27 protein-coding genes are annotated in these 24,453 nt (G+C 40.0%); 1 reads left to right on the forward strand and 26 read right to left on the reverse strand.

Translation table 11 applies throughout. The features are described from left to right. Positions 1-6: 6 nt before the first annotated feature. The 23 genes from lepB to WKH56_RS01845 all read right to left on the reverse strand — a co-directional run bounded on the left by lepB (position 7) and on the right by WKH56_RS01845 (position 22,311). The gene (gene lepB, locus WKH56_RS01735) at positions 7-558 is read right to left on the reverse strand and encodes a signal peptidase I (RefSeq protein ID WP_013058893.1); all 552 of its coding nucleotides are present in this window, start codon (positions 556-558) and stop codon (positions 7-9) included. A 176-nt stretch (positions 559-734) separates the two neighbouring features. Next, entirely contained in the window at positions 735-1,079 is a 345-nt protein-coding gene (gene rplS / locus WKH56_RS01740) for a 50S ribosomal protein L19 (protein WP_013084808.1), read from the reverse strand. A gap of 161 nt (positions 1,080-1,240) precedes the next feature. Further along, positions 1,241-1,981 (reverse strand): tRNA (guanosine(37)-N1)-methyltransferase TrmD, encoded by a 741-nt coding sequence (gene trmD / locus WKH56_RS01745; RefSeq protein ID WP_014458419.1) that lies wholly within the window; start codon positions 1,979-1,981, stop codon positions 1,241-1,243. Continuing rightward, the gene (gene rimM, locus WKH56_RS01750; RefSeq protein ID WP_028411442.1) at positions 1,981-2,493 is read right to left on the reverse strand and encodes a ribosome maturation factor RimM; all 513 of its coding nucleotides are present in this window, start codon (positions 2,491-2,493) and stop codon (positions 1,981-1,983) included. The genes trmD and rimM overlap by 1 nt, the downstream gene beginning before the upstream one ends. A gap of 12 nt (positions 2,494-2,505) precedes the next feature. Then, the gene (locus WKH56_RS01755; RefSeq protein ID WP_013058897.1) at positions 2,506-2,889 is read right to left on the reverse strand and encodes a YlqD family protein; all 384 of its coding nucleotides are present in this window, start codon (positions 2,887-2,889) and stop codon (positions 2,506-2,508) included. A 151-nt stretch (positions 2,890-3,040) separates the two neighbouring features. Continuing rightward, on the reverse strand, positions 3,041-3,271 hold the full coding sequence (locus tag WKH56_RS01760; protein ID WP_013058898.1) for a KH domain-containing protein: 231 nt from the start codon (positions 3,269-3,271) through the stop codon (positions 3,041-3,043). Positions 3,272-3,282: 11 nt separating this feature from the next. Beyond that, positions 3,283-3,555, reverse strand: coding sequence for a 30S ribosomal protein S16 (rpsP, locus tag WKH56_RS01765; RefSeq protein WP_013058899.1), 273 nt, complete (start codon positions 3,553-3,555; stop codon positions 3,283-3,285). A gap of 137 nt (positions 3,556-3,692) precedes the next feature. Continuing rightward, positions 3,693-5,036 carry a signal recognition particle protein gene (gene ffh / locus WKH56_RS01770; RefSeq protein ID WP_028411443.1) on the reverse strand — a complete coding sequence of 448 codons (1,344 nt, stop codon included), beginning with the start codon at positions 5,034-5,036 and terminating at the stop codon, positions 3,693-3,695. A 12-nt stretch (positions 5,037-5,048) separates the two neighbouring features. After that, positions 5,049-5,381: a putative DNA-binding protein gene (locus tag WKH56_RS01775; RefSeq protein WP_025750337.1), complete on the reverse strand. Its 333-nt coding sequence runs from the start codon at positions 5,379-5,381 to the stop codon at positions 5,049-5,051. A 273-nt stretch (positions 5,382-5,654) separates the two neighbouring features. Next, entirely contained in the window at positions 5,655-6,653 is a 999-nt protein-coding gene (ftsY, locus tag WKH56_RS01780) for a signal recognition particle-docking protein FtsY (RefSeq protein ID WP_013058902.1), read from the reverse strand. Positions 6,654-6,678: 25 nt separating this feature from the next. Next, positions 6,679-10,239, reverse strand: coding sequence for a chromosome segregation protein SMC (gene smc, locus WKH56_RS01785; RefSeq protein ID WP_221832072.1), 3,561 nt, complete (start codon positions 10,237-10,239; stop codon positions 6,679-6,681). A 77-nt stretch (positions 10,240-10,316) separates the two neighbouring features. Next, on the reverse strand, positions 10,317-11,063 hold the full coding sequence (rnc, locus tag WKH56_RS01790) for a ribonuclease III (protein ID WP_013058904.1): 747 nt from the start codon (positions 11,061-11,063) through the stop codon (positions 10,317-10,319). Between the two features lie 180 nt (positions 11,064-11,243). Beyond that, positions 11,244-11,477, reverse strand: a complete 234-nt coding sequence (acpP, locus tag WKH56_RS01795) for an acyl carrier protein (RefSeq protein ID WP_013058905.1) — start codon at positions 11,475-11,477, stop codon at positions 11,244-11,246. Positions 11,478-11,615: 138 nt separating this feature from the next. Then, a complete protein-coding gene (fabG, locus tag WKH56_RS01800; RefSeq protein ID WP_013058906.1) occupies positions 11,616-12,356 on the reverse strand; it encodes a 3-oxoacyl-[acyl-carrier-protein] reductase in 741 nt (246 codons plus the stop codon). A 1-nt stretch (position 12,357) separates the two neighbouring features. Next, the gene (gene fabD, locus WKH56_RS01805) at positions 12,358-13,302 is read right to left on the reverse strand and encodes an ACP S-malonyltransferase (protein ID WP_048019842.1); all 945 of its coding nucleotides are present in this window, start codon (positions 13,300-13,302) and stop codon (positions 12,358-12,360) included. A 3-nt stretch (positions 13,303-13,305) separates the two neighbouring features. Further along, positions 13,306-14,310, reverse strand: coding sequence for a phosphate acyltransferase PlsX (plsX, locus tag WKH56_RS01810; protein WP_048019841.1), 1,005 nt, complete (start codon positions 14,308-14,310; stop codon positions 13,306-13,308). Positions 14,311-14,330: 20 nt separating this feature from the next. After that, the gene (gene fapR / locus WKH56_RS01815) at positions 14,331-14,894 is read right to left on the reverse strand and encodes a transcription factor FapR (protein WP_013058909.1); all 564 of its coding nucleotides are present in this window, start codon (positions 14,892-14,894) and stop codon (positions 14,331-14,333) included. Positions 14,895-15,157: 263 nt separating this feature from the next. After that, on the reverse strand, positions 15,158-17,206 hold the full coding sequence (gene recG / locus WKH56_RS01820; RefSeq protein WP_048019840.1) for an ATP-dependent DNA helicase RecG: 2,049 nt from the start codon (positions 17,204-17,206) through the stop codon (positions 15,158-15,160). Then, the gene (sdaAA, locus tag WKH56_RS01825) at positions 17,199-18,086 is read right to left on the reverse strand and encodes an L-serine ammonia-lyase, iron-sulfur-dependent, subunit alpha (RefSeq protein WP_013084817.1); all 888 of its coding nucleotides are present in this window, start codon (positions 18,084-18,086) and stop codon (positions 17,199-17,201) included. Before sdaAA ends, recG begins: the two co-directional genes overlap by 8 nt. 79 nt (positions 18,087-18,165) lie before the next feature. Then, on the reverse strand, positions 18,166-18,828 hold the full coding sequence (sdaAB, locus tag WKH56_RS01830) for an L-serine ammonia-lyase, iron-sulfur-dependent subunit beta (protein ID WP_028411448.1): 663 nt from the start codon (positions 18,826-18,828) through the stop codon (positions 18,166-18,168). Between the two features lie 212 nt (positions 18,829-19,040). Continuing rightward, a complete protein-coding gene (locus tag WKH56_RS01835; protein ID WP_016765419.1) occupies positions 19,041-20,069 on the reverse strand; it encodes a PTS sugar transporter subunit IIC in 1,029 nt (342 codons plus the stop codon). Between the two features lie 195 nt (positions 20,070-20,264). After that, positions 20,265-21,932: a DAK2 domain-containing protein gene (locus WKH56_RS01840; RefSeq protein ID WP_048407589.1), complete on the reverse strand. Its 1,668-nt coding sequence runs from the start codon at positions 21,930-21,932 to the stop codon at positions 20,265-20,267. A gap of 16 nt (positions 21,933-21,948) precedes the next feature. Further along, the gene (locus WKH56_RS01845; protein ID WP_013058913.1) at positions 21,949-22,311 is read right to left on the reverse strand and encodes an Asp23/Gls24 family envelope stress response protein; all 363 of its coding nucleotides are present in this window, start codon (positions 22,309-22,311) and stop codon (positions 21,949-21,951) included. Between the two features lie 314 nt (positions 22,312-22,625). Here WKH56_RS01845 and rpmB point away from each other — a divergent pair, with 314 nt between their 5' ends. Continuing rightward, positions 22,626-22,814, forward strand: a complete 189-nt coding sequence (gene rpmB, locus WKH56_RS01850; protein ID WP_013058914.1) for a 50S ribosomal protein L28 — start codon at positions 22,626-22,628, stop codon at positions 22,812-22,814. Between the two features lie 57 nt (positions 22,815-22,871). Here the strand turns inward: rpmB and spoVM are convergent, their stop codons facing one another. The 3 genes from spoVM to rpe form a co-directional block, all read right to left on the reverse strand. Then, entirely contained in the window at positions 22,872-22,952 is an 81-nt protein-coding gene (gene spoVM, locus WKH56_RS01855; protein WP_016765421.1) for a stage V sporulation protein SpoVM, read from the reverse strand. 79 nt (positions 22,953-23,031) lie between these two features. Then, entirely contained in the window at positions 23,032-23,679 is a 648-nt protein-coding gene (locus WKH56_RS01860; RefSeq protein ID WP_048019838.1) for a thiamine diphosphokinase, read from the reverse strand. A gap of 116 nt (positions 23,680-23,795) precedes the next feature. Continuing rightward, the gene (gene rpe / locus WKH56_RS01865; RefSeq protein ID WP_013058916.1) at positions 23,796-24,452 is read right to left on the reverse strand and encodes a ribulose-phosphate 3-epimerase; all 657 of its coding nucleotides are present in this window, start codon (positions 24,450-24,452) and stop codon (positions 23,796-23,798) included. Position 24,453: the final 1 nt, after the last annotated feature.

Raw genomic sequence — 24,453 nt, forward strand, 5'->3', positions numbered from 1 at the left:
TATATTTTACTTTGCAAAACGCGCTTCTTTAATCGGCCAGTATACGGCACTCGTTTTACCAAGCACCTTGTCCATGCTCACAAAGCCAATCTGACGGCTGTCTTTACTGTAGCGTCGATTGTCTCCCATCACGAACAAATAGCCTTCTGGCACGGTCTTTTTACCCGTTACGTCTTCTAGTTTAAAATCTTCGGTTAAATTACCGTCAATCACTTCTTTTTTATACTGATCTAAATAGGGCTCTTTATAAGCTTTTCCATTTACATATAGCGTATCATTTCGATACTCAATATGATCACCCGGCAGTCCGATAATACGTTTTATGTAATCTTTTTCCGCTGTAGCATGAAAAACAATAATATCAAAGCGATCAGGATCACCAATCTTATAGGAGAACTTATTTACAATCATTCGATTTTGGTCATGCAGCGTAGGCATCATAGAAAGTCCATCTACTACAATCGGTGCAAACAAAAAATAGCGAATTACAACAGCTAACAGTACGGCAATGGCGATTGCTTTTATCCATTCCCACAGTTCATTTTTCTTTCGAGCCATCTTCAGTCCTCCAACTCTTATGTCATACCTTTATTTTAAACGATAATGTTTGAAACGCCTAATAAATAGAATAAAAAAATGATGACTTGTACGTCTATTTTTCACTGTCAGAGAACGAATCGTTCTAAAAAAACATTTGAAAAAAGGAGCTTGTATAAACAAGCTCCCCTTTACTATTATCGAATTTCTTTAATACGCGCAGCTTTACCACGTAATTCACGTAGGTAATAAAGTTTCGCACGGCGTACTTTACCGCGGCGCATTACTTCGATTTTTGCAATTTTTGGCGTATGAAGTGGGAATGTACGCTCTACACCTACACCGTAAGAAATCTTACGTACTGTAAATGTTTCGCTGATACCACCGCCACGACGCTTAATAACAACACCTTCAAATACCTGAACACGTTCACGAGTACCCTCAACGATATTTACGTGTACACGTACAGTATCACCAGGACGGAACGTAGGAAGATCTGTTTTTAATTGTTCTTTTGTAATCTCTTCGATTAATTTTTGCATCGCGTGTTTCAACTCCTTCCAACAGACGCTCATACCAATGCTTTTCAATCATTGCAGCGGAACATCGTTATAGGTGACCAGACATCTGCCCAAGCCACAAAATCTATCTTAGCACACTCTTATACCGTATGCAACAGAGTTTATGCATAAATTTTATGGATTTATGAAAGGTTGTTTTCCTCTTTTAATTGAGCTACTAGTTTCTTTTGCTCTTCCGTTAGCTCCATCTTTTCAAGCATGTCCGGTCTTCGAAGCAACGTGCGCTTTAAAGACTCTTTTTGGCGCCACTGTTCAATTTTTTTATGATTTCCTGACATAAGTACTTCAGGAACTGTTAAGCCTCTAAAATCAGCAGGACGCGTATAGTGGGGGTGCTCTAGTAAACCTGTACTGTGTGAGTCTTGCACAGCTGAATGATTATTGCCAAGGACATCAGGAAGCAGGCGAACAACGCTATCGATCACAACCATTGCACCAAGCTCTCCTCCAGTTAATACATAGTCACCAATTGAAATTTCATCAGTTACCAGCTGCTCACGAATTCGTTCATCATATCCTTCGTAATGACCGCAAATAAAAATTAAATGCTCTTCTGCTGCTAGTTCTTCTGCTTTTGCCTGTGTATAGCGTTCGCCCTGCGGACAAAGCAAAACTACCCGGGGCTTCTTAGCTGTTTCAGTCAGCTTTTCTACAGCGTCAAAAATAGGCTGAGGTGTCAATACCATTCCAGCACCTCCGCCGTAAGGATAATCGTCCACATTTTGATGTTTGTTCGTAGAATATTCTCGGAAATTAACTACATTCAGTTCAACCGCATTTTTTTCCTGTGCTTTTTTCAAAATTGATTCACCAAAAACACCGTCAAACATAGAAGGAAATAGCGATAGTACATCAATTTTCATTAGTCCAATAACCCTTCCATTACTGTAATAACAATCTCTTTTTCCTCTATATCAATAGATTGTACAACGTCGTCGATGTAAGGAATAAGAACTTCTTTTCCGCCTTTTTTAACGACCCACACATCATTAGCTCCCGGCGTTAAAATTTCTTTGACCGTTCCTACCTCTACTCCGTCTTCTGTTTTTACTGTACACCCAATAATTTCGTGGAAATAAAATTCACCGTCTTCTAAATCCGTTAGCTGCTCCTCAGGAATTTTCACTTCGCAGTTTTTGTACTGCTCAACATCATTTACGTTGTGATAGCCTTCGAATGTAAGCAGATCAAAATTTTTATGCCTGCGATGGCTTGCTACCGTTACTTCCACTGGCTCGCTTTGCTTTTCTTTAAAGATATAAAGTTTATTTCCTTTTTCATAGCGCTCATCAGCAAAATCCGTAGTTGATACAATACGAATTTCTCCTTTTACACCATGGGTATTCACAATTTTTCCAACCTTAAACCATTTCATTCTTCTTCACCTCTATCTAATCTCAACAACTTTGCTATCTTTTATAATAATTGTTTTACTTTCTTTTATCTTTTCCCAATCATCGCCGATTTTTACCTCTACTAAGGCATCTAGTTCCGTTTCAACGAGTTCGCTCCCTAAAGGAAGCTTTTCTAATTGCGTCAGCTGAAAGTTCAACACTTCAATTTTTTCAAGGCGAGCGGATTTTTCTTTTTCAAATTGACTATGTAATAAAGAAGAACCTTTATTGGCTTTTTCCATGTGCTTTAACTGAAATTTCAGCTGTTCCATTTCTTTTTCAAGCGCCTGCTTGCGGTTTATAAAACGATTTTCAAGATCTTGTTTGCTTGCTTCAGTTAACACTTGTTTCACAACCACTTTTTGAATAATGTTCAAAACGTTCCCTCCGCCCTCAAGATAGTGACCTTGTGCTTTTTACATGCGTATTGAAATAGCTGCTTCTTGCTCGCAAAAGACTTACTGTGATCAAAACGTTCATCTTATCATAACATAAAAAAAGGGCGAGGTTATCCCTCTCCCTTTTTGATTACTCTTGAATTTTCACATACACTTTTTTACCTTGCTGTGATGCTGCTGCATTCACAACAGTTCGAATCGCTTTTGCAACGCGGCCTTGTTTGCCGATTACTTTGCCGACATCTTCTTGGTGAACAGTAAGGATGTAAGTCACTTGACGTTCATCTTCTTGTTCCTCCACTTTAACATCAGCTGGATAATCAACAAGCGGCTTTACAATTGTTTCGATTAGTGATGTCATCTCGAGTGAAATTATTTTCCTAATTTAGCATTATGGAATTTTTCCATGATGCCTTCGTTAGAGAAAAGGTTACGAACTGTATCAGATGGTTTAGCACCATTTTGTAACCATTTAAGAGCTAGCTCTTCATCGATTTTAACTTCAGCTGGTTGAACTACAGGATTGTAAGTTCCAACTACTTCGATGTAACGTCCATCACGTGGTGAACGAGAGTCTGCTGCTACGATACGATAGAAAGGAGATTTTTTAGCTCCCATACGTTTTAAACGAATTTTTACTGCCATTTTATAAAGCACCTCCGAATATGTTTCAACAAGATAATATAATATCAAATAGGTAAAATGTTTGTAAAGGTTTTTTTCTTAACACTAGAAAAATATTTTATTTTCTTTGGTTTTTTCAGTTCAAATCAAGCATTTTATCATGAAAAGAATGGAAGTTTCATACCCTTTTTCTTGCCTTTTGACATATTTGTCATTTGTTTCATCATTTTTTTCATGTCTTCAAATTGTTTAAGCAAACGGTTGACTTCTTGTACAGAACGCCCGCTTCCTTTTGCAATACGCTTTCTTCGACTTGAATTAATGATTTCAGGGTTTGTTTTTTCCGCTTTCGTCATCGAACGAATAATTGCTTCTACATGATTAATTTGCTTTTCATCAACCTGCAGGTTTTTGAGCCCCTTTACTTTATTGGCGCCCGGAAGCATACCAATTAGCTCATCAAGCGGTCCCATTTGACGCACCTGAGCAAGTTGATCTAAAAAGTCATCGAATGTAAATGACTGCGTGCGCAGCTTAGCTTCAAGCTCTTTTGCCTTTTCAGCATCTACATTTGCCTGAGCCTTTTCGATAAGCGTCAGCACATCACCCATACCTAAGATACGGGAAGCCATACGCTCTGGGTGGAATGCTTCAATAGCATCCATCTTTTCTCCAAGACCGACAAACTTAATTGGTGTATCAGTTACTGCACGAATAGAAAGCGCTGCACCACCGCGCGTATCGCCGTCTAGTTTCGTTAATACAACGCCAGTTAATCCTAATTGCTTATTAAAGCTATCCGCAACGTTTACTGCATCTTGACCCGTCATCGCATCGACAACAAGGAAAATTTCGTCTGGGTTAGAAAGCTCTTTGATCTGTTCTAACTCCTCCATTAGATTTTCATCAACATGCAAACGTCCCGCTGTATCAATTAATACATAATCGTGATGCTCTTCTTTCGCATGAGCAATAGCTTGTTTCGCAATCTCCACAGGACTTACTTGATCACCTAATGAAAAAACAGACATGCTAAGCTGTTTCCCTAGTGTTTCAAGCTGTTTAATAGCTGCCGGACGATAAATATCTGCTGCTACAAGCAATGGATTACGGTTATATTTTTTACGTAATAAATTGGCAAGTTTACCAGTTGTTGTTGTTTTACCTGCACCTTGAAGTCCAACCATCATAATTACAGTTGGAGCTTTTGGAGCTACTGCAATCTTGCTTTGCTCTCCGCCCATAAGTGCAGTTAATTCTTCTTGTACAACCTTAATAACTTGCTGTCCAGGCGTTAAGCTCTTAAGAACGTCTTGACCTACAGCACGTTCGCTTACGCGCTTAACAAAGTCTTTTACTACTTTAAAGTTTACATCGGCTTCTAAAAGGGCAAGTCTAACTTCACGCATCATTTCTTTAACATCAGCTTCGTTAACTTTTCCTTTTCCTTTTAACTTTTGCAGTGTGCTTTGCAAACGGTCGGCTAATCCTTCAAATGCCATATACGCCGCCCCCTAATCTAATTTCTCGAGCGAATCAAGAAGAGAAGAAAGCTTACTGTTCTTGTGTAAGTCGGCTGCAAGTTCGTCTTTCAGTTGTTGAACAATTGATTGACGCTCTTGAAACCGTTGAAATAACAATAGCTTTTCCTCATATTGTTCAAGCATTTGCTCTGTACGTTTTATATTATCATAAACTGCTTGACGACTCACATCAAATTCTTCCGCTATTTCACCGAGGGAATAATCATCCAAGTAATAAAGTGACATATAACTTCTTTGTTTGGGCGTCAACAGCGCCTGATAGAAGTCAAATAAGTAATTCATTCTTGTTGTTTTCTCGAGCATATGTACGCTCTTTTCAACCATCTGACCGCCCCCTTGTTAAGTGAAAAGCCTTTACATGTTATTAGTTTAACTAGGCGAGGTTTGAATGTCAAGTTTTTTCCTTAACACCTCACATTTTTCCACTTAAAAGAGATGGAAACATAACTAAATTACTTCAATTTAAAGACGACTAAATATGAAACCTGCGTCCACCCTACTAATAAAAAGATCCGAACGATTAATCGTTCGGATCTTCCTTCAACGAAGATACTTTTATCCCAGCCTCTTTTTAGATTACGCCTCTTTTTCTGTTTCTTCTTCTACAGCATTGGCAAATAACCCATAGATATATTGCTCCGTGTCAAACGGCTGAAGGTCGTCTACTTTTTCTCCAAGTCCAACGAATTTAACAGGAAGCTTCAGTTCGTTTCGAATGGCAAGAACAATTCCGCCTTTAGCCGTACCATCTAGTTTTGTTAACACAATTCCAGTCACGTTCGTTGCTTCTGAGAATGTTTTAGCCTGACTTAAAGCGTTTTGACCCGTCGTCGCATCAAGTACGAGAAGCACTTCATGCGGAGCACCAGGAATTTCTCGCTCAATAACACGCTTTACTTTCTCTAATTCTTTCATTAAATTCACTTTGTTTTGAAGGCGACCTGCTGTATCACATAATAAAACATCTGCTTTTCGAGCCTTGGCTGACTGAACAGCGTCATACATGACAGCGGCAGGGTCAGAGCCTGCAGATTGCTTAATAACATCAACACCAACGCGTTCTCCCCATACTTCTAACTGCTCAATCGCACCGGCACGGAACGTATCTCCTGCCGCCATTACGACTTTTTTGCCTTCTTGTTTGAATTTATGTGCAATTTTCCCAATTGTTGTTGTTTTCCCAACGCCGTTTACCCCTACAAACAAAATAACCGTTAAATCATTTTGCTGCATATTTAATTCACCAATCTGCTCTTCACCAGATTCATAAATATCAATTAATTTCTCAGAGATGACAGCCTGTACATCTTGAGGGTCCTTAATATTACGGCGTTTCACTTCCGATTTTAAGTCATCAATTAAATCCAACACGGTAGCCACGCCCACATCAGCGCTAATTAAAATTTCCTCTAATTCCTCAAAAAACTCTTCGTCTACTTGACGATAGCGAGACACTAGATCATTCACACGTTCCGAAAAAGAATTGCGTGTTTTTGATAGTCCATCTTTAAATTTTTGTGTAACAGAATCCGTTTGCATTGTAATTTTTTCTTTTAATTTCTTAAAAAAGCTCATTCGTACCACCCTTTCATTCTATGAGTTAAACATATTGCTTTGATTCTTCTAAACGAACAGAGACTAATTTCGATACGCCAGATTCTTGCATTGTCACACCGTACAGTACGTCAGCTTCTTCCATTGTACCTTTTCGGTGAGTAATAACAATGAACTGTGTTTGATTACTAAATTTGCGTAAATACGTAGCGAAGCGATGAACGTTCGCTTCATCAAGCGCCGCTTCCACTTCATCTAGCACACAAAACGGCACCGGACGTACTTTCAAAATAGAAAACAGGAGGGCAATGGCTGTTAACGAACGCTCGCCGCCTGACAGCAACCCTAGATTCTGCAGTTTTTTCCCAGGAGGCTGGGCAACAATTTCCACCCCTGTATTTAATAAATCTTTCGGATCTGTTAATTTCAAATCCGCTTTTCCTCCTCCGAATAGTGAAGAGAACACTGTACCAAATTCATTGCGGATACGAGAGAACGTATCAGAAAAACGTTTCTTCATTTCCTCGTCCATTTCTTCAATCACTTGATACAGGGTATTTTTCGCTTCGTCGAGGTCAGCTCGCTGCGTATTTAAAAATTCATAGCGCTCTGAAACGCGTTCGTATTGTTCGATAGAACCTAAGTTTACGGTTCCTAATTCATCAATTGCCAGCTTAATGAGCTTGATTTTTTTCCTTGCTTCTTGAATATCTAATGTTAAAGGATACTTTTCTTTTGCTGCTTCAAAGCTAATTTCGTACTCTTCTGTCAGCTGCTGGAGACGGCTGTCTAGCTCTACGTCAATTCGATTGATTTTGACTTCTTCATCTTTTAAAGCATCCGTAATTTGTTTGTACTGACGCTGGAGCTCTTTTACAACCCTTTCTTCGTCTTCAAGCTTATTCTGGGCTTTCAACCGCTCTGATCTGCAGTCATCCATTAATTGCAACGTTTCTGTCTTTTCTTTTATTCGCTCATGCGCCGCTTCTTCGAGCTGAAGTTCACCCGAGTCGTTGCTCGTGATTTCACTCGTTAAAAGAGAAAGATCATCTGTAGCTTCAGACAAACGCTGAATGGTTTGATCAAGCTCAAAGCACACTCTTTCGTATTTTTCTTGCTGATTTGTGAGGAACTGTTCTTTTTTCGCAAGAAGCACTTTTACTTCTGTAAGCTCATGTTGAACCGTTTCTTTAGACGTTTGCTGTGTATGCTTGCGTGCAGCTAACTCTTCAATGTTTTTCTCTAATACATTTGCCTGCTGCTGATTTCCCTGCAAACTCGTATGCAGCTCATCAATTCGAGCGGACAAGCTTGTTTGATCTTGTCTAAAGCTAGCAATATCATGATCATACATGGTTAAGCGGTCATTCACTGCTTTTTCTTCGATGTCAATTTGCTTTACTTCTCGGTCAGATTCCTGCTCTTTGTCTTTCAAGCGTTCCACAAATGCCTGCTGTTTATTAATTTCCTGTTGAAGCTCTTCAATCTGTGACTTTTTATCTTTCACATCTTGCTCGAGCACAAGCGTCTTTTGTTCCATCTCTTCTATTTTTGCCGTAATGGCTTCCACTTCACGCTGACGGCCTAACAAAGAGTTGGACTTTTGCTTCATTGAACCGCCTGTCATCGAACCACCGGGGTTGACCACATCCCCTTTAACGGTCACAAAACGATAGCGATGCTGCACAAGGCGGGCAAGTTCATTCGCGCCTTTTAAATCATTGACAACAATAACGGTTCCAAGCAAATTTTTAATAACTCGGTCGTAGGTAGCTTCGTATTTAACAAGAGATGAAGCGATTCCTACATACGCTTCGTGACTCTCTAGCATAGAAATAGTTTGAGCCGGAACATAACGGTCTTTTACAGACGTCAGTGGTAAAAATGTAGCTCTGCCGTAACCGTTTTGTTTCAAAAAGCCAATTGCCTGACGGGCACTTTGTTCGTCTTGAACGACAATGTGCTGAGCTGCTCCTCCAAGCGCAATTTCAAGCGCTGTTTCATACTCTTTTGGGACATTAATTAGCTCAGCAATGGCACCTTTAATACCTGCAAGCTTCCCATCACGCGCTTTTAATACTTCTTTTACACCGTGAAAATAACCTTCATAGTCTTCTTGCATCTCTTCAAGCATTTCTTTTCGTGATTTTGTCTGTTGCACGTACTGATAAGCTTGATAAAGCGTAGACTCTTGTTTACGATAGGCTTGCCTTAATGACTCAAGCTTCTCTCCTTGCTGCTTATACACTTGTACAGCCTGCTGAAGCTCTTGACGAAACTGAGCGAGCCTTTTAATCGCCGCTTCTTTTCGCTGCGTTAATTCACGGCGCTGTTCGACGTATTGCTCGTTGGATTTTGTTAAGCGCTGCTCTTTTTCAAACGTTTGCATTTTTTGCTGCTCTAAAAATGAAATTTCATTTCGAGCGGATGTTTGAGCGTTCGCTAATTCAAAATATTCGCTTTTCATCTGTTCAAGTTTTTCTTCTAGATTCTCACTGTACTGCCTAAACAACTGTTCCTGCTCAGCAAGCTTCAAACGTATCTCTTGCACTTCTTTTTGAGATTGCTCAAGATCTTTTCCTTCGCTGTCTTTTGCTTTACTTAGCTCTTGATGCTTATGAGTATACTCTTTTACTAAACGTTCCAGCTGCTCTTTATTTTGAAAAGCATTTTTCTTACGCTCTTTTAATACTTCTTTTTTGCCTTCTAGCTTTTCTACTTCTTCACTTACATATAGTAGTTTTTTATGTAAAGAGTCTAGCTGTTCATCGATTTGCTGAATATGCGAACGAAGGGTCTGGATTTCTCCTTCACGCGTGCGAATATTGGTCGCGAGAGATTCTTCAAGCTGCTCGTGCTGAGCCATTTCAGCTTTTAATTTTTCCCATTTCTGATGAAGATCTTCAACTTCAAATACCGTAACAGCCACATCAATGTGCTCTAATTCTTCTTTTTTCTGCAAATAATCTTTTGCAATAGACGATTGAATCTGTAAAGGCTCTAACTGACCTTCAATTTCATGAAGAATATCTACTACTCGATTTAAATTTTCTTGCGTTTCGAGAAGCCGAAGCTCCGCTTTTCGTTTACGCGTTTTGTATTTTAATACACCTGCTGCTTCTTCAAAAATTTTACGGCGCTCGTCAGATTTACTGCTTAGTACTTCTTCTACTTTTCCTTGACTGATAATCGAAAAAGCTTCTCTTCCAAGTCCTGAGTCCATAAATAAATCGACAATATCTTTTAAACGGCACGGCTGGTTGTTAATAAAAAATTCACTGTCTCCTGAGCGGTACACGCGCCTTGTAATACTAACTTCATGATAATCAAGCGGGAGAAACTGGTCATCATTTTCCAAAGTCAGCGTTACGTCAGCCACGTTTACCGCACGGCGTGATTCGCTTCCTGCAAAAATAATGTCCTCCATTTTCCCTCCACGAAGCGATTTGGCTGACTGTTCTCCAAGCACCCAGCGTATAGCATCCGTAATGTTGCTTTTTCCGCTCCCATTCGGTCCTACTACCGCCGTTACACCTGGCACAAAATCTATCGATACTTTTTCTGCAAACGATTTGAACCCTGCAATATCTAATCGTTTGAGGAACATAGAAATCCCCCCTCACACATGTAATCTTTTCATAGCAAATCCCCCTTTATAACGAATGCGTTAAGAGGGGGATCATTTTATTTCGTTTGACTTGCTCTAATTTTCGTAATAGCTACTTGAGCTGCTTTTTGCTCTGCTTCTTTTTTCGAACGGCCTACACCAACGCCGAGCTCTTCACCATTTAACGATACGCGAGATAAGAATTCGCGATTATGCGCTGGACCTTTTTCTTGCAAAACTTTGTATTCTAATTGTCCAACTCCATCACGTTGAATCACTTCTTGAAGCTGGCTTTTGAAATCCATCACATGAGAAAAAGCACCTTCATTAATTTTTGGAAAGACAACTTTTTTTAGAATCGTTACTACCGTATCAAGCCCTTGGTCTAAATAAAGAGCTCCGATAAATGCTTCAAACACATCGGCCAGTAAAGCCGGTCTAGATCGGCCGCCCGTCATCTCTTCACCTTTTCCAAGTAACACTAGTTTACCAAAATCCATTTCATTTGCAAAAGTAACAAGCGACGGTTCACACACAACTGCTGCACGAAGCTTCGTTAACTCACCTTCACTCATCGTTGGATACTTTTTAAATAAAAATTGTGATACGGTTAGCTCTAATACGGCATCTCCTAAAAACTCAAGACGCTCGTTGTCTTCATACGGTCTTCTGCGATGCTCATTCACATAGGATGAATGTGTAAATGCTTGAAAAAGAAGCGCTTCATTTGTAAACTGAATACCAATTTCCTTTTGAAACTCGGCAAAATTTTGCTTGAATTTCACGTTCATCTTTCGATCTCGATTTGAATATTGTTTAGGCATAAAATACCTCCGCTTACCTGCTTCAATTGTTTCGTAGTTTTTCCCTACCATCTCTCATTATAAAACGAGGTATCCTAAAAGATACACTACCTTTTCAAAAAAAGAGGTCTTTTTTTGAAATTCTTAAAAAGAAGAGAAAGCCCCGCTGTTTAACGGGGCTTTTCATACATATACTACAGATTAAATTTGGCTCTGTATGTAATTAACTGCATCTCCTACAGTTGAAATTTTTTCAGCTTCTTCGTCAGAAATTTCGATATCGAATTCCTCTTCAAGCTCCATTACAAATTCAACTACGTCTAGAGAGTCAGCACCTAAGTCTTCTTTGAAACTAGATTCTAGTTTCACTTCACTTTTGTCTACACCAAGACGATCAACAATGATTGTTGTTACGCGTTCTAGTACCTCTGCCATTGTTCTTCACCTCCCCTCAAGTCATTATAGATGATTTCCATCTAAAATACTATGGTTGAATAATAAAGTTTATCGGTCGCCTAGTAAACGTCCCTTTGTACTTTATCACCAAATTGCACTTTTCGTAAAGTGCCTTTTTTACATCACCATTCCGCCGTCAACGTGAATCGTTTGACCGGTAATATAACGGCTTGCATCTGATGCTAAAAACGCAACTGCGTTCGCAACATCCTCAGGCTGGCCAAAACTTGCAAGAGGAATTTGCTTTAACATTTCCGCCTGAACTTCTTCATTCAATTTATCCGTCATGTCTGTTGCAATGAAACCAGGAGCAACTGCATTCACTGTAATATTGCGGCTTGCTAATTCTTTGGCAGTTGTTTTTGTTAAACCAATCACGCCTGATTTTGCTGCTACATAATTTGCTTGTCCAGCATTACCGCTGACGCCGACAATTGATGAAATGTTAATGATGCGTCCTGCGCGCTGCTTCATCATTTGACGAGTAACCGCTTTTGTACACAAAAACACGCCTTTTAAGTTTGTATTAATAACATCATCCCATTCGTCTTCTTTCATACGCATAAGAAGATTATCACGTGTGATGCCCGCGTTGTTTACTAAAATATCTACTGAACCAAATGTAGAAATCGCTTCTTTTATCATTGCTTGTACAGAATCACTTTCTGCCACATTTGCTTGTACAGCAATTGCATCCGTTCCTAGTCCTTTAATTTCATCCACAACTTCAAGAGCTTTCGCTTCGCTTCCAGAATAGTTTACAACTACTTTAGCACCAAGCTTTCCCAGCTCAATTGCAACGGCACGACCAATTCCGCGAGAAGCGCCTGTTACAACTGCAACTTTCCCTTGTAACATGTTATTCTCCCCCTTTTAGTGCGTCAATCGTTGATTTTAATGATGTAAGATCATTAACAGCGTAAACAGCCGCACGGCGATTTACTTTTTTCACAAGACCTGATAATACTTTTCCTGGTCCAATTTCAACAAATGTATCTACACCTTCTGCAAGAAGTGTCTCAACTGTTTCTTCCCATCTCACTGGAGAATACAGTTGTTCCACTAGCTTGTTTTGAATATCTTGACTGTCAGTAACCGGCTTTGCTGTTACGTTTGCTATGACTGGAACTTTCGCATCGCTAAAGCCCACTGTTTCTAGCGTATCACGTAATTTTTCAGCAGCTGGCTTCATTAAACTAGAGTGAAACGGACCGCTTACCACTAGAGGAATCACGCGTTTTGCACCTTTTTCTTTGGCAAGAGCTCCTGCTTTTTCTACGCCATTTACCGTACCTGAAATAACAATTTGACCCGGACAGTTAATATTTGCAAGCTGAACAGCTTCGCCTTCGTTTGTAATTTGAGCGGTAACGGCTTCTAGATCTTCCGCAGACATGCCAAGCACTGCTGCCATTGTACCTTGACCTGCTGGTACAGCTTCGTCCATATAGCGACCTCTTTTGTGAACAGCCACAACAGCATCTCTAAACGATAAAACCTCAGCAGCCACAAGCGCACTGTATTCTCCTAGACTGTGACCCGCAACAAAATCGGGTGTAATTCCGCTCGTTTTAAACGCTTCAAGCAGCATTGTACTCGTTGTTAAAAGAGCAGGTTGAGCGTGATAAGTTAAAGTCAATTCTTCTTGAGGCCCTTCAAAAATAATGTTTGAAAGACTGAACCCTAAAGCTTCGTCAGCTGTATGAATCAGCTTTCTTGCTTCCTCTGTTTCATCATATAAATCTTTTCCCATACCAACAGTTTGTGACCCTTGGCCTGGAAAGATAAAAGCAATTTTCCCCATTTCTTATCTCTCCTTTTCTTCATTAGCAGTTTGTTCGATTGCTTTTTGAATAGTGGAAGACACATTGTTTTCCACCATATTCACTGCTTGCTTAATCGCGCTAAATACTGCATTCGCATCCGACGAACCGTGCGCTTTGATAACAGGCGCATGCAATCCAAACAGCCCTGCTCCTCCATATTCACTGTAATCCATTTTCGCTTTTAAACCCTGCAGCTGAGGCTTGAGTACCGCTGCGGCTAACTTGCTTTTTAACGTGCTCATTAATTCTTGTTTAATCATTGAAAACAAGGAAAGCGCCGTTCCCTCAATGCTCTTAAGAGTCATATTTCCTGTAAAACCATCTGTTACAACCACATCGGCTACGCCGTTTAGCAAATCACGAGATTCCACGTTGCCTACAAAATTGAGATCAGCGTTTTTTAGTAGCTGAAAAGCTTGTTTGGTTAAGTCATTTCCTTTTTTATCTTCAGTTCCAATGTTCAACAGTCCCACTCTAGGAGCTTGAATGCCGCGTACTTTTTCGGCATACACCGACCCCATCACAGCGTACTGGAGCAAATGTTCAGGCTTGGCATCAACGTTTGCACCAACGTCTAGCATTAAAAAGCCTTTTCCATCTAGTGTCGGAAGCGTCGGAGCAAGTGCTGGACGTTCAATGCCTTTGATGCGACCTACAATAAAAAGTCCCGCTGTCATTAACGCACCTGTGTTTCCTGCTGAAATACAAGCATCAGCACGACCTTCGGCTACTTCATTTGCCATTAATACCATAGATGCTTGTTTTTTACGGCGCACAGCTCGCACTGGCTCATCAGTTGCATCAATGGTTTCTTCTGTATGAATAATCGAAATACGATCTGGATTCGTTAAATGCTTTTTTATTTCTGATTCGTTTCCAATTAACGTAATATGTAATTCTTTAAATTGAGCAGTAGCTTTTTCTACACCTTCAATAATGGCTTTCGGTGCATGATCTCCGCCCATTGCATCAATAGCTAGTTTCATGTTGCGTCTCATCCTTTTTATTATTTATCCTTTGTAGAACGATACATTTTAAAAGTGCCAGAGAACACTTGCTCTTGCCCTACATAGCTGTTTACCTCAACGGTGGTTCGCACTTCACTAGTTGACAGAACTTTCGCTTTTGCTATCACTCGTTCATGAAGCTTAACAGGGCGATGATAACGGATCGACGCATCTGCTGTGAGCGCTAGTTCGTTGTTAATAACAGCGACAGCTAACGAATTAGCCTGCGCAAAAAGGTGGTGACCACGAGCGATTTGATTACGCTGAAACACATGCTCTGTTTTCACATCAAAAATAGATATCGCTGATTGATCTAGTTCAATGTCGATAACTTCTCCAATGACTTCTTCAATCGGAAGCGAACGCACTTCCTCGTCTAGTTGTTTTGAAGCTACATGCTTAATACGTTCTCGCAGTTCAGGAATCGACAACTCTAGGCGGTCTAATCGAATTGTTTGAACGCTCACTGAAAAACGGTCTGCTAGTTCTTCATCCGTAATAAATGGGTTTTCTTCAATTGTCGTTTTTAATAGCTGCTGTCTTTCTTTTTTACTGCGCTTCATTGTCCACCATCCGAACTTTTAATACTAGGTACTAATAGCAGTATATAATCATTGCCTTCTAATTGCAACATTTTTCACATGCTATATTCTGTGCATCACACTATGGATATTCATGACTATTAACAGCCGCTAAAAGTATCTACATACATGAAACCGACGTTCACCCTACCAATGAAAAAATCCGAACGAGTTGGATTCTTCATCAAGAATCTCGATTCATCGTTCGGATTTCCCTTCAACTAAACTACTTTCAGCCTCTTTTACTAATCAAATTTTTCTCCAGTTAATACGCCCGTTGCTTCTAATTGTATTCTCAGCAGCGCAAACTGCTCTTCTGTCCAAAAACTGTCGGAATTTACAAGCTTAGCAGCATCTTCTCGAGCTACTTCAAGCGCACGGTAATCGTGCACCATGTCTGCTACTTTAAACTCAGGCATCCCGCTTTGTTTTCTACCAAAGAAATCACCAGGCCCACGAAGCTCTAAGTCTCTTTCTGATAATACAAATCCATCGTTTGTTTCCGTCATAATGGTCATTCGTTCTTTTCCAACTTCTGATTTCGGATCCGCGAGTAGAATACAATATGACTGTGCATCTCCTCGTCCTACGCGTCCTCTTAGCTGATGAAGCTGAGATAACCCAAAGCGCTCTGCATCATAAATGACCATTACGGTTGCATTCGGAACGTTCACTCCTACTTCTACAACCGTTGTTGATACTAAAATCTGCACGTCATTTACGCTAAACTGTTTCATCACTTCTTCTTTTTCATCAGGTGACAATCTTCCGTGCATGAGACCAACGCTTGCTTTTCCATTAAAATAGTGAGTGAGTGTTGCATGCACATCAATTGCATTTTGAACATCCAGCTTGTCCGATTCTTCAATCAACGGACAAATAACATAAGCTTGTCTGCCATCGTGTATTTCTTTTTCAACGAAATGTAAAATACGTTCAAGCATATCATGTTTTACCCAGTACGTTTCAATAGCCTTACGTCCTGCTGGCATTTCATCAATAATGGACACATCCATTTCTCCAAACACCGTAATAGCAAGGGTTCTTGGAATAGGAGTCGCCGTCATAAACAGTACATCCGGACTTTCTCCTTTTTCACGTAAAACCCGGCGCTGTCCAACTCCAAAGCGGTGCTGTTCATCCGTAATGACGAGCCCTAAACTATTATATATAACTTCGTCTTGAATTAAGGCATGTGTACCTACTAATACATGAACATCTCCGTCGCTCACTCGCTGAAGCAGCTCTCTTCTTGCTTTTCCTTTAACAGACCCTGTTAGCAAGCCTACGCTGATGCCTACCTTTTCAAGCATCGCAGTTAATGACTCTGCATGCTGTTCAGCTAAAATTTCAGTCGGTACCATTAAAGCACCTTGATGTCCCGCTAAAACAGTGGCGTATAAAGCAACCGCTGCTACGACTGTTTTACCTGACCCTACATCACCTTGCAGCAAGCGATTCATGCGATAAGGCGATTTCATATCGTGCGTAATTTCGTTTACTACACGTTTTTGAGCGCTTGTTAACGGAAACGGCAGCAAGTTCGTGAAGTTTACCAGCTCAGTTGAATCAAATGCTTGCTTCATTCCAGGCGTTTCTTCTCTTTCGCGCTTTCTCAGCGCCTGCATTTTTAATTGAAAAAGTAGAAATTCTTCATAGACAAATCGACGTCTCGCTTGTTTTAAATCTTCATGATCACGAGGTAAGTGAATACTTCTAACCGCTTCTTCACGCGTTACTAGTTTGTACCTAGAACGAATAGAGGCCGGGAGCATATCCTGAATGCTGCTGCCATAATTCTTCAACGCAAGAGAGACGAACTTCCGCATTCCTTTGACCGTTAAGCTGCCTTTAACTGAGTAAACAGGCTCAATCGTTTGATTTTTAACAAACGGAGAAAATTGAAGCTCCTGCAAGTTAATCGTTTGCCGATGCTGATCCCATTTCCCTGTAACCGTAACAGTTTGATCGATTTCTAACTTTGATTTATAGTAAGGGCGATTAAAACAAGTAACCGTAATCAAATAGCGGTTTACTAGCAGCCGAAACGTAAGGCGCGAACGTTTTTTGCCGTAATACGTAAGCGAGGGGACGCTGTGAACCTTTCCTTCTACGGTGACCTTTTCGTCGTGCTTTGCTTCAGCCAAATCTTTTAACTCATAATCTTCATAGCGGTATGGGAAATGTTCTAACAAGTCATGCACACTGTGAATATGCATATCCTCTAATGCTTGTGCTGTTTCATCTCCAATACCTTTAATGGTTTTAATTGAAATAGTTGTTAGTTCATTCACTTTTATTTAATGCAATACCAAAGATCTTCGCTTCAAGCTCGCGACCTGTTGGTGTTGCCGCTAAGCCTCCTTGTGCAGTTTCTCGTAATGCAACCGGCATTGTTTGACCAATTTTATACATAGCATCAATGACTTCATCACATGGAATACGACTTGTAATGCCTGCTAAGGCCATATCTGCTGCAATCATTGCATTCGCCGCTCCCATTGCGTTTCGTTTCACACATGGAACTTCTACTAGCCCCGCTACTGGGTCACATACTAATCCTAGCATATTTTTGAGAGTAATTGCCATTGCTTCAGCTGCCTGACTAGGTGTACCTCCTGCCATTTCAACGATCGCTGCAGCTGCCATACCTGAAGCTGAACCAACTTCTGCTTGACATCCGCCTGCTGCTCCTGAAATAGACGCATTATTGGCTACAACAAACCCAAAAGCACCTGATGTAAATAAAAATTCAATCATTTCTTTACGAGTGGGATTTAGCTTATGTTGCACTGCAAACAGCGTTCCTGGCACTACCCCTGCAGATCCAGCAGTAGGCGTTGCACAGATTGTACCCATTGCCGCATTTACTTCGTTTGTCGCTACAGCTTTGCTAACTGCATCTAAAATTAAATTTCCAGATAAAGATTTTCCGCTTTGAATATAGTTTTGAAGCAGCACTGCATCCCCGCCTGTTAAACCTGTAACAGACTGTACCCCTTTTAAACCGCGTTCAACCGCTTCTTCCATAACCGTTAAGTTCCGGTCCATTTTTTCCATGATTTCTTCACGAGTAACTCCCGTGATATCTATTTCCTGTTGAATCATAATCTCTGCAATTTTTACATTTTGACTTTCTGCTAATTCTACTAGTTCTGCTACATTTCGAAACATAGTAACCTCCGCTATTATTCTGTCTTATTTTCACTTTAGAACCATATATAATTATTCGATTTATTCTCCCAGGCCTTTCCTATTCAACCATTCTTGTTACTTGAATAATGTGAGGCAATGTTTTTAACTCTTCAATTACATCATCTTCAATATTCGTATCCATTTCAATTGCCATAAGCGCTACTTCGCCGCGCTCTTTGCGAGATACTTCCATATGTCCGATATTAATTGAATGTTTCATCAAAATATTTGTAACGGTCGCAATGGCACCAAATCGATCATTATGCACAACGAGAATAGCTGGATTCATGCCTGATAAATTTAATTCAAATCCGTTAAGTTCCGTAATTTGAATTTTTCCTCCGCCAATTGAAATTCCAACAACTTCAATTTCCTTTAATCCGTCGCTCATTTTGATGCGAGCAGTATTCGGATGGTCTGTGATTGCCGCTTCCTCAACAAATGTGACGTCAATTCCTTCTTTTTTAGCCAAGTCCAAAGACTCCGGAATACGCTGATCGAATGTATCAAAATCTAAAATACCGCCAATCAACGCTACGTCTGTTCCGTGCCCTTTATACGTTTGAGCAAAAGAACCGTACAATGAAACCACAACTTTTGTGGGCTGCTTACCAAAGAGTGTTCGGGCAACGCGTCCAATACGCGCTGCACCAGCCGTATGTGAACTAGATGGTCCAATCATTACCGGACCAATAATATCGAAGACAGATTTATATTTCATAAGGATTTTCCCCCTGCTATTTAGACATTGTTATTACTTATATGTTACTTGAGCTTTTGACTTTTTGGAAGCTTTGTTTCACGCTCTTAAAAAATTTAAAAATTCTCATTTTTATTAGAGATTCACGCACAAAAAAAGCGGTGTATTTATCCATAAAAATAGGATAAGCACACCGCTTTTTTTGCTATGTTATGCAGGAAAAGATGAATTACTTACGCTGCTTCTTGCTCTGAAGCTACATCGTCTACTGTTTTAATTTTAAAGTTTTTAAAAACAACTGAACCTATAAACCCAGCTAATGCTCCCGCTAGTGCACAAAGTACTGCACAAATTGTGACCTTCATAGGGTCATTAAACCCAAACATCACTGCAAGTCCTGCGATTGGCGTTGCCGTGCCTGCAGCATCATTTACTAATCCGAACAGAGCCACAACTACACCCGCTAGTGCCCCTCCAACAAAGTTGGTAATGTAAATAGGAATTGGATTGGCTGAAATAATATTCGCTTGTGTTAAAGGTTCAACTGCAACTGAAATGGTTGTACGACGATCCCCAATTTTTAATCGATCAAACAGCACATAGTTCATGAAAGAAGAACCAAACACAGCAAGAGCTCCAATCGCCATAGGCAATCCCGTTAACCCTAGCATAGCCGTTAAAGCCATTGAGCTAAGCGGAGCCGTTGCTACTACTGTAATAACTCCCCCTAAAATAATTCCCATCAAAATAGGGCTAGCACTTGTTGTATCTTTAATAATTCCTCCAATATTTAAAAGCGTCGCATCTACAATAGGTGAGAATGCATTACCAATTAATCTTGTTAAAGGTGCTGCAATTAAGATATTGCCTAATAAGTCTAGACCAGCAGGTGCCTTTTTCTCAATAAATTTCACTACAAATGCCATGAGGTATCCCGCAAAAAATCCAGGGAGCAAGCCTAGTCCCGAACACACCACGCCCATCATAAGAGCATATACAGGAGATACTCCTAACGCCAAAGCAACTAGTGCTGCCGCCGCAACTCCTCCCATTCCTCCTGCAGCCTTTCCAACTTCACCTAAGAATGAAATACCTAGTAAATCTCCTCCTACATATGACTGAAAGGCCTCTACGAGAAACGCAGCCACCGCTCCGCTTGCCAGAGCCCCCATCGCTTTCATGCCATAAGGTGCCTTGTTGCTAAACAACCAAAATAAAAATAAAACTAATAACAATAAACCTGTTCCTTTTAAAATATCCACTGTTGCCTCTCCTCTCATGCTGTTTTCTTTCACATTTGACTCAATCAGTTTTCAAAACTACCATACAAACGGGTTCTTTTCAACTAATATACCTAATATGCCGAACGATTACAACATGCAAAAATAAAATAGTTCGTATTTAACTTAAAAAACACAAAAAAGAAGCGCCCCTTGAGAGGAGTGCTTCTTTTTTTGTTATTCAATTGCAAAAATGTAAGAATATAAAGGTTGATCTCCTTTATGAAGCTCTACCTCAACTTCTTCAAACGTTTCTTCTACAAACGATGTTAGCGCTTCAGCTTCATCGTCTGAGACATCCTCTCCTTGAAGAATCGTAAGGATTTCCGCTTCGTCATCAATCATATAAGTCAATAGCTTTTTCGCTGCTTCTAATTTCTCTGAATCTTTTACGACGATTTTCTTTTCGGCAATACCCATAAAATCGCCTTTAGCTAATTCAAGACCATCAATATTTGTATCGCGAACTGCATACGTTACTTGCCCTGTTTTTACGTGCTGCAGAGCTTCTGTCATTGCTTCCTCGTTTTCTTTTAAGCTTTGCTGAGGATTAAATGATAGCAGCGCTGTCATTCCTTGAGGAACCGTTTTAGACGGGACAACCGAAACGTGACTGCCCGCAACAGCAGCCGCTTGGTTAGCAGCCATTACAATATTTCCGTTATTAGGTAAAATAAGTACCTGTTCTGCATTTGTTTCTTCAATCGCTTTGACAATATCCTCCGTACTTGGATTCATTGTTTGTCCGCCTTCAATGACAACCGTTGCCCCAAGGCTCTTGAACAATTCAGCTATTCCTTTTCCCATTGATACAGTAACAATGCCAAAGGGCTGTTTTTCAGCCTTTTTTACTGCAGGCTTTTCTTCATCTGAAACAATGCTGCTATGCTGTTCTCTCATGTTTTCAATCTTCATTTTAATTAAACTTCCATATTGCTGCCCGTAGTTTAACACTTCTCCAGGATGCTCGGCGTGAATATGAACTTTCACAATTTCATCATCAGATACTACAAGCAACGAGTCGCCCCATTTACTTAAATCTTGGCGAAACGTTTCTTCAGAAAATGTTTTAGCTGCGGGCTTATCCTCTTCCAGCCTTACCATAAATTCTGTACAATAGCCAAATTCAATATCTTCTGTATTCATATGGCTTTGCACATGCTTATGATGCTCAGCATTTACAAGTTCATTCATCGAAGGAGCTGACATGGGTACACCCGGAAGTTTTTCACCTTTTAATTCAGCTAAAAACCCTTCATAAATTAAAACAAGCCCTTGACCTCCGCTATCCACTACGCCTACTTCTTTTAACACGGGTAAAAGATCTGGCGTGCGATTTAACGAAGCATTAGCTTCCTTAAGTACTTCTTCCATGAACAGAATCATATCAGATTGCTTTTTAGCAACAGCCACTGCTTTTTTAGCAGTATCCTTAGCTACTGTTAAAATGGTTCCTTCGATTGGTTTCATAACAGCTTTATAAGCAGTTTCTACACCAAGCTCAAGAGCTTCAGCAAACTCAACTGTTGTAATCGCTGACTTTTGCTCAACCGATTTCGCAAAACCGCGGAATAATTGAGATAAAATAACTCCTGAATTACCGCGCGCGCCCATCAATAAGCCCTTAGACAAAGCTTGACTCACTTGACCGATGTGATCAGATAGTTTATTTTTCACTTCTTTAGCACCAGACGTAATCGATAAGTTCATATTTGTTCCAGTATCACCATCTGGTACAGGAAAAACGTTCAGCGCATCCACGTAATCTGCATTGTTAGATAGATGCTGGGCTCCTTGAAGCACCATTTCTCTAAACCGCTTTCCGTCCAACCTTGTCATTGACACGAATCTTCCTCCTTAATTAAACGTTCGTTACACGAACACCCTGCACATAAATATTTACTGAATCAACCGTTAGACCAACCGTTTGTTCCAGCGTGTATTTTACTTTTGTTTGCACATTATGAGCAATTTCAGAAATTTTTGTTCCATAGCTTACGATAATGTACATGTCGATATGTACGTCATCCTCTTCTTGTCTTACCACAATACCTCGTGTAAAGTTTTCTTTGCGAAGAATTTCTGTAAGACCATCTTTAAGCTGATTTTTTGAAGCCATTCCGACAATCCCGTAACAATCAACAGCTGCTCCTCCAGCAATTGTTGCAATTACATCTGTAGAAATATCAATTTGACCATACTTCGTTTTCATTTCGATGGACATACTCGTTCCCCTTTCTACTTTCATAGGTTATAAATATTCTACTATAATCAATCTCGTTTTAAAAGAGGCGTCCAGCTTGTCCCTTTTAAAGATGACAGTATTGGGTATCAACTTGTCTTAAAATAAGTAATTGCCCAAGTTATACCTATTTCTACTCTCTATATTATTGAACATAGATTCATTTTATATGTCAAGGAAAATTTCTTGAAAGCTTTTCTCCAGAACTATTGCATTCTCTTTAAGGCTGTGATAAATTAATATAGTATTTCTCAAAACAGAATTGAGTAGTTTTTTTGGTGTTAGGAGGGAAAATCATGGCACGCAAATGTGTAGTAACTGGTAGAAAAGCTCGTTCAGGTAACGCACGTTCTCACGCAATGAACGCTACTAAGCGTAAATGGGGTGCTAACGTTCAAAAAGTACGTATCTTAGTGAACGGTAAACCAAAACGTGTGTACGTTTCAGCTAGAGCCCTTAAGTCTGGTAAAGTTCAACGCGTTTAATCTTTATAATGAAAAAGCACCATATTTTATGGTGCTTCTTTTATTATTCCGGCGTTGTTAATCTTTTTTAAACGAATTAAGCATGACCTTTACGATCCCACCTAAAAACTTTGGAAGTTTGATTGTATAGAATTTCATACTGTCCCTCCTAACCGTCTCCACACTTTATCTCCTTTTAAAGAAAGCCCTATGTCCTGCTCTCATTTTCCATACTTCATCACAAGCAACGTTTATCATTGCTTCTTACCATCATTAATATGCCTTTTGTAAATGAAAAAGTACCTCTTTGTTGAATAAGTTCATTGCTAATACATAAAGTTGAGCCGAGTTCTACTTCATGCTTATTGAGCGGATATTTGAAACCTTCTAGCGTAAGCTCTTTTACACCGCCTGCAAAAGGAACGAATGAAATATAGTGAAACTCCTTTAAACGATCAACATGATAAGTGCCTGGTTCAAACAATTGAATGATATTTTGATTGTCAATCATTTGTACATTCGCTTTCTTTTTTAAGCCTTTGTACAGGAGCTGAACGCTTCCAAACATGTGGTCAAGTCTTCCACCTGTTGCTCCAAAGATACAAATACTGTCCGGTTTTTGCTCTATTGCCCACTCAAAAGCAAGTTCCAAATCAGTTGCATCTTTTTCCGCAGGATACAATTCAACATCTTGTAATGCTTCTCTCACTCGCTTAAGCTGCGCATTTGTAATGGAATCAAAATCTCCGAATGCTTTCACGGGCAAAATGTCTTGTTGAAGAAGCAGGAATACGCCCCGGTCTACTCCTACCCACTTTACATCATTTGATTGGTGCAGGAGTGGCATATGTTCATCCGGTCCCCCTGCTAGAATATGAATTTTCATTATGTATATGCTCCTTTTCTATTAAAAAATGAACGAAATAAATATGTTTTCTTTATCCTAAAAGAAAAAGCTGCTGTGTACAAGTTCTACCCGTTGTACACAGCAGCTTTTATTACTTACGCTTGAACAGTTGTGCGAATTTGGCTGATTGCGCCAGCTCGATCTTCTTGATTATAAATAGCTGAGCCAGCCACTAAGACATTTGCTCCTGCTTCTACACATTTTCTTGCTGTTTCTTCATTAATTCCTCCATCAACCTCTACTTCAATAGAAAGGTGACGGATTTCAATAAGCTGAGAGATTTGCTCAATTTTCGGCAGTACACTTGGAATGAAGTTTTGTCCTCCAAAGCCTGGGTTCACCGTCATTAATAAAATAAGATCGATATCTTCTAAGATATGCTTTACCACGTCAATTGGCGTTGCAGGATTTAAAGCAACGCCTGCTTTCATGCCGTGCTCTTTGATTAATTGAATGGTGCGGTGCAAATGAGTACACGCTTCAGCATGTACCGTTAAAATATCAGCACCTGCCTTTGCAAACATTGGAACGTATTGATCTGGGTTTTCAATCATTAAATGCACATCTAATGGCAGTGTTGTGACAGGGCGTACAGCCTCAACGATAAGCGGTCCAATTGTAATATTAGGAACAAAATGGCCATCCATAACGTCTATATGGATGTAGTCTGCTCCACCTGCTTCAACTTCACGAATTTCTTCAGCAAGCTTTGAAAAATTGGCAGATAAAATGGAAGGTGCGATTTTTGTCATT

The organism is Priestia sp. SB1 (assembly GCF_038898415.1).

Bases quoted from the DNA above. Each gene is read 5' to 3' on its own strand.
- lepB (WP_013058893.1), bottom strand. From the start codon at position 558: ATGGCTCGAAAGAAAAATGAACTGTGGGAATGGATAAAAGCAATCGCC.
- rplS (WP_013084808.1), bottom strand. From the start codon at position 1,079: ATGCAAAAATTAATCGAAGAGATTACAAAAGAACAATTAAAAACAGAT.
- trmD (WP_014458419.1), bottom strand. From the start codon at position 1,981: ATGAAAATTGATGTACTATCGCTATTTCCTTCTATGTTTGACGGTGTT.
- rimM (WP_028411442.1), bottom strand. From the start codon at position 2,493: ATGAAATGGTTTAAGGTTGGAAAAATTGTGAATACCCATGGTGTAAAA.
- WKH56_RS01760 (WP_013058898.1), bottom strand. From the start codon at position 3,271: ATGACATCACTAATCGAAACAATTGTAAAGCCGCTTGTTGATTATCCA.
- rpsP (WP_013058899.1), bottom strand. From the start codon at position 3,555: ATGGCAGTAAAAATTCGTTTAAAACGTATGGGAGCTAAAAAATCTCCT.
- ffh (WP_028411443.1), bottom strand. From the start codon at position 5,036: ATGGCATTTGAAGGATTAGCCGACCGTTTGCAAAGCACACTGCAAAAG.
- WKH56_RS01775 (WP_025750337.1), bottom strand. From the start codon at position 5,381: ATGCTCGAGAAAACAACAAGAATGAATTACTTATTTGACTTCTATCAG.
- ftsY (WP_013058902.1), bottom strand. From the start codon at position 6,653: ATGAGCTTTTTTAAGAAATTAAAAGAAAAAATTACAATGCAAACGGAT.
- smc (WP_221832072.1), bottom strand. From the start codon at position 10,239: ATGTTCCTCAAACGATTAGATATTGCAGGGTTCAAATCGTTTGCAGAA.
- rnc (WP_013058904.1), bottom strand. From the start codon at position 11,063: ATGCCTAAACAATATTCAAATCGAGATCGAAAGATGAACGTGAAATTC.
- acpP (WP_013058905.1), bottom strand. From the start codon at position 11,477: ATGGCAGAGGTACTAGAACGCGTAACAACAATCATTGTTGATCGTCTT.
- fabG (WP_013058906.1), bottom strand. From the start codon at position 12,356: ATGTTACAAGGGAAAGTTGCAGTTGTAACAGGCGCTTCTCGCGGAATT.
- fabD (WP_048019842.1), bottom strand. From the start codon at position 13,302: ATGGGGAAAATTGCTTTTATCTTTCCAGGCCAAGGGTCACAAACTGTT.
- plsX (WP_048019841.1), bottom strand. From the start codon at position 14,310: ATGAAACTAGCTATTGATGCAATGGGCGGAGATCATGCACCGAAAGCC.
- fapR (WP_013058909.1), bottom strand. From the start codon at position 14,894: ATGAAGCGCAGTAAAAAAGAAAGACAGCAGCTATTAAAAACGACAATT.
- sdaAA (WP_013084817.1), bottom strand. From the start codon at position 18,086: ATGTTTCGAAATGTAGCAGAACTAGTAGAATTAGCAGAAAGTCAAAAT.
- sdaAB (WP_028411448.1), bottom strand. From the start codon at position 18,828: ATGAAATATAAATCTGTCTTCGATATTATTGGTCCGGTAATGATTGGA.
- WKH56_RS01845 (WP_013058913.1), bottom strand. From the start codon at position 22,311: ATGTCCATCGAAATGAAAACGAAGTATGGTCAAATTGATATTTCTACA.
- rpmB (WP_013058914.1), top strand. From the start codon at position 22,626: ATGGCACGCAAATGTGTAGTAACTGGTAGAAAAGCTCGTTCAGGTAAC.
- spoVM (WP_016765421.1), bottom strand. From the start codon at position 22,952: ATGAAATTCTATACAATCAAACTTCCAAAGTTTTTAGGTGGGATCGTA.
- WKH56_RS01860 (WP_048019838.1), bottom strand. From the start codon at position 23,679: ATGAAAATTCATATTCTAGCAGGGGGACCGGATGAACATATGCCACTC.
- rpe (WP_013058916.1), bottom strand. From the start codon at position 24,452: ATGACAAAAATCGCACCTTCCATTTTATCTGCCAATTTTTCAAAGCTT.